A 4,193-nucleotide genomic window follows, 5' to 3' on the forward strand; every position below is an offset into this window, starting at 1 on the left:
CGGCCACTCGGCGGGCGCCGGCCTCCAACACCTGATCCAGGTTGTCGGCGGTGATGCCACCGATCGCGAACCAGGGTTTGCTGTCCTTCGCCGACGGCGGCGCCACCCGAGCGGTGTGCCGCACCAGGTCGAGGCCGGGCAGTCCCGGCGACCACGGCATCGCGCTGGACACCGGACCCACGGTCAGGAAGTCCACGGCGTCATCGGCCAGGGCAGCGTCCACGTCGTCAGGGGTGTAGCAGGACCGCCCGACCCGGGACCAGCGGCTCAGCCGGCTGCGCGCCTTGGCCGCCTCGGGTCCGCCCTTGGTGAGTTGCAGCACGTCGGCGCCGCACTCTTGGGCCAGCGCCAGGTCGGCGTACACCGACACCAGGCCACGTCCCCGGTCGGCCCGGTGCAGCACCTGCAGGGCGGCCAGCTGCTGCGCATCGGAGGCCGAAGCGTCGCGCAGCTGGATCAGGTCGACTCCGGCGTCCAGCACGGACGCCGCGAATTCGGCCAGATCACCCGTGCCCAACCGGGCGTCGGTGACGCAGAACAGCCTGGCCAAGCGCAACCGGGTATCGAGCCCACGAAGAACTGTCACCGCCTCAGCGTAACGTCGGCAGCGCCCAGCCATGTGCACCCGGCAGCCCAGCCACTGTGTCCGCGCTCGGCGGGTCGCTGCGGGTGTCGGCCCACACCGACCTAGACTCACCGGCAGGTCTGGACGGCCTACTTCCCCTGACTTGTCCGGAGCGATGGTGACGACTGTGAGCGCGAGCGACCCCTTGGTGGGCGAGTTGCTGGACGGTCGCTACGTCATCCAGCGCAAGCTGGCCCGCGGTGGCATGGCGACGGTGTATCTCGCCGACGATCAACGGCTGACCAGGACCGTTGCGATCAAAGTCATGCACGAAGGCCTCGGCGACGACCAGGATTTCATCGGCAAATTCGACCGCGAGGCGCGCGCCGCCGCACGGCTGTCGCACCCCAACGTGGTGTCGGTGTTCGACCAGGGCCTGCACCGCGGCCGTCCGTACATCGTGATGGAGTACGTCGAGGGCTGCACGCTGCGGCACATGATCACCCGCGAGGGTTCGTTCAGCCCCGAACGCGCACTCGACCTGCTGATCCCGGTCACCGCCGCGGTCGCGGCGGCCCACGAGTCGGGGCTGATCCACCGCGACATCAAGCCAGAGAACGTGCTGATCTCGGACCGGGGCCAGATCAAGGTCGCCGACTTCGGCCTGGCCCGAGCCATCTCGGCACAGACCGTGACCGCCACCGGCATGCTGATCGGCACGGTCAGCTACATCGCGCCCGAACTGGTCACCCACGGCAAGGCCGATCCGCGCTGCGACGTGTACGCGCTCGGCGTGGTGCTGTACGAGATGCTCACCGGCTCCAAGCCGCACACCGGCGAGAACCCCATCCAGGTCGCCTACGCGCACGTCCACAAGGCCATTCCGGCGCCGTCCAGCGCGGTGAAGACGTCGTGGCGGGAATCCCGCAACGGCATCCCGCCCTACCTGGACGCCCTGGTCACCAGCGCGGCCGCGCGCCAGCCGTCCGATCGGCCGGTCGACGCCCGGGTGCTGCTCGACCACATGCGCCAGGCCCGCGAATCACTCGCCCGCGGCGTGATGGACGATTCGGCACTCACCGAGCGGATGAAGGGCACCACCCTCGATCCCGAGAACCACATCACCGAGCCGGTGCCCAGCCTGCGCAGCCCCAGCGAGGGCGACCGGACGCCGACCCTGCGGTTCACCCCGTCCACCCCGATCAGCCCTGGCCTGCCCGAGATCACCGACGGCATGCCCTATTACGACGGACCCGTCGAACAGCGCGCCCCGGGCCGCCCGCGGCGACGTTGGCCGGCGCTGCTGGCCAGCATCCTGGCGGCGGTGCTGGTCGGCACCGGGCTGTGGTGGGTGTTCGCCGGCCAGTACACCAGCACGCCGGCCCTGGTGCGGTTGAACCAGGCACAGGCGCAGCAGGCCGCCACCGATGCCGGTCTGACGATCACCTTCGACAGCGAATACGCCGAGGATGTGCCGGCCGGCCAGGTGGCCCGCACCGAGCCCGCCGGCGGTGACCGGATCGTGCACGGCGGCACCATCAAGGCGTTCCTGTCCAAGGGCCCGGAGCGGTTCGCCGTGCCCGCCCTGCGCGGGCTCGACCTGCCCACCGCCACCGAGTCGCTGAACCGGATCAACCTGACCGTCGGCAACGTCACCCAGGGCTACGACGACACCGTCGAAGCCGGCAAGGTGATCAGTGCCTCCTTCAAAGAGGGCACGCCGCTGAAGCGCGGCACCGCGGTCGACCTGGTGATGTCCCAGGGCCCCGCCCCGGTCACCCTCGGCGACTGGACCGACAAGCCGGTCAAGGACGCCCAGAAGGCGCTCAAGGAGCAGGGCCTGAAGGTGAAGATCGAGAAGCAGAACCACTCCGACATCGAGAAGAACAATGTGATCAGCCAGACGCCGACCGCCGGCGAGGTGCACCGCGGCGACACGGTCACCCTGGTGGTTTCCAAGGGTCCGCAGCTGAAGGCGGTGCCCAACGTCCGCCGCTACTCGCTCGACCGGGCTCGCGACATCCTGCAGAAGGCGGGCTTCGAGGTGCGGGTGAACCGGCTGATCAACTTCGGCTTCGACCTGGTGGTGAGCACCGACCCGAAGGCCGGCACCAAGGCTCCGGTGGGCTCCACGATCACCATCAACCTGGCCTGATCCCCGGCCGGACCCGGCGCTCAGTAGCCTGTGCGCGTGTCTCTCTCGTTCGGCCAGGTGCTGCTGATCCTGCTCATCGTCGGCGTCGCCGTCGGCACGTTCTTCCTGATCCGCCGGCAGCGGTATGTGCGCTCGCTGCGCGCGCAGGGCTGGACGTTCGAGGGCTCCCCCACCCTGGTCACCACCTACGGGCTCAACTGCCCGCCGTTCGGCCTGGGGTACACGCGCAAGATCGACGACCTGATCAGCGGCACAACGTCGTCCGGGGTCCCCTTCGGAGTGTTCGAGTACAACTCGCTGGGCTATGTGGCGGCCCTGGTGCTGCCCCGCCCGCTGCCCGAGCTGTACCTCGGCGAGACGCCGCGGCCCGGTGTCGAGGGCAGGCAGAAGGTCGTCGGACGCTGGACGGCGACCGCCAAGGACGCGGCCTGGGCCGAGGCCGCACTGGCCGCGATCATGGGTCCGGCCGAGGCGATGGCCGCTGCCGGGCACCGGGTCGATCTCTCGGTCGACGGCACCCGGCTGGTCGCCCTCGGAGTGCCCCGCGAGGCGCTGGCGATGCGCGGCTTCCTGGAGGCCCTGGCGCCGGTCGCGCACAGCCTGGCCGATGGGGCCCTGGCGTCCTACCAGGCACCGGCGCCGCCGCAGGAGTTGAGCCTGTACCAGCGGCCCGACTGGGTCTACCGGCCCGCCGACGACCAGTTCCTGGCCGAGGTGGTGATCAACGGCGGCGGCTACGGTCACGAGGCCCGCGACGTGGTGCTCGGCACCGTGCACGGCATCCGGATGATCGCACTGACCCACAACTGGAAGACCGACCGCACCGAGACCAGCACCGACTCCAACGGCAACACCACCACCCGCACCGTCACCGACAACCACTCCGAGGAGATCCTGGAGTTCCACCTGCCGTGGGGCTTCGGCGACCTATCGGTGAACTGGCCGGGCTGGGGCAACCGGGTGCGCTTCGAGTCGTCCGACTTCGACCGGGCGTTCAAGGTGCGCAGCCCGCAACCCAAATTCGCCTCCGACGTGTTCCATCCCCGCCAGCTGGAGTTCCTGCTGCGGGCTCAGCCGCTGCCGTTCGCCATCGAGTCCGGACGCGTCCGGTTCGCGCTGGGCGACAACACCCCGGAGCGGATCATGCACTGCGCCGACTTCCTGGTGGCCTTCTTCGCCGGCGTCCCCGGCTTCGTCTGGGCCGACCTGGGTCACACCCAGCCGCCGATCAGCCGCGACCTGGACGGCTTCTGACTCGGGTCGTACGGCGAGCGTGCCCGGCGCAGCCAGTGCGACCAGCTGAGTCGCGCAGTAGCCGCAGATCGGTGGATCTGGGCTCAGAGGTTCCGCAGGTAGGGCTGTCGAGTTGGGCGTCGTTCCAGTGCGTGCATGAGTGCCGCCGACGAGGGAGTCGTGGCGGAGCCACGACGACCGAGGAGAAGGTGCTCAGGTGCGTGCTGGGGCGGCGGCCAA

Annotated in this window: 3 protein-coding genes; 2 read left to right on the forward strand and 1 reads right to left on the reverse strand. The window is 69.9% G+C overall.

The genetic code is table 11. The annotated features are described in order from the left end of the window. A partial coding sequence (locus QM624_RS17970) for a thiamine phosphate synthase (RefSeq protein WP_415094357.1) occupies positions 1-586 on the reverse strand: 586 nt, incomplete at its 3' end. A gap of 166 nt (positions 587-752) precedes the next feature. Between QM624_RS17970 and pknB the strand changes: the two genes are divergently transcribed. Together pknB and QM624_RS17980 are read left to right on the forward strand one after the other, a co-directional pair. Then, positions 753-2,720: a Stk1 family PASTA domain-containing Ser/Thr kinase gene (gene pknB, locus QM624_RS17975; protein ID WP_415094359.1), complete on the forward strand. Its 1,968-nt coding sequence runs from the start codon at positions 753-755 to the stop codon at positions 2,718-2,720. Positions 2,721-2,756: 36 nt separating this feature from the next. Next, positions 2,757-3,974 (forward strand): hypothetical protein, encoded by a 1,218-nt coding sequence (locus tag QM624_RS17980; protein WP_415094361.1) that lies wholly within the window; start codon positions 2,757-2,759, stop codon positions 3,972-3,974. The last annotated feature ends 219 nt before the right edge of the window (positions 3,975-4,193 follow it).

It is taken from the genome of Micropruina sp., assembly GCF_047606365.1.
In the GTDB taxonomy this organism is placed as follows: Bacteria; Actinomycetota; Actinomycetes; order Propionibacteriales; family Propionibacteriaceae; genus Micropruina.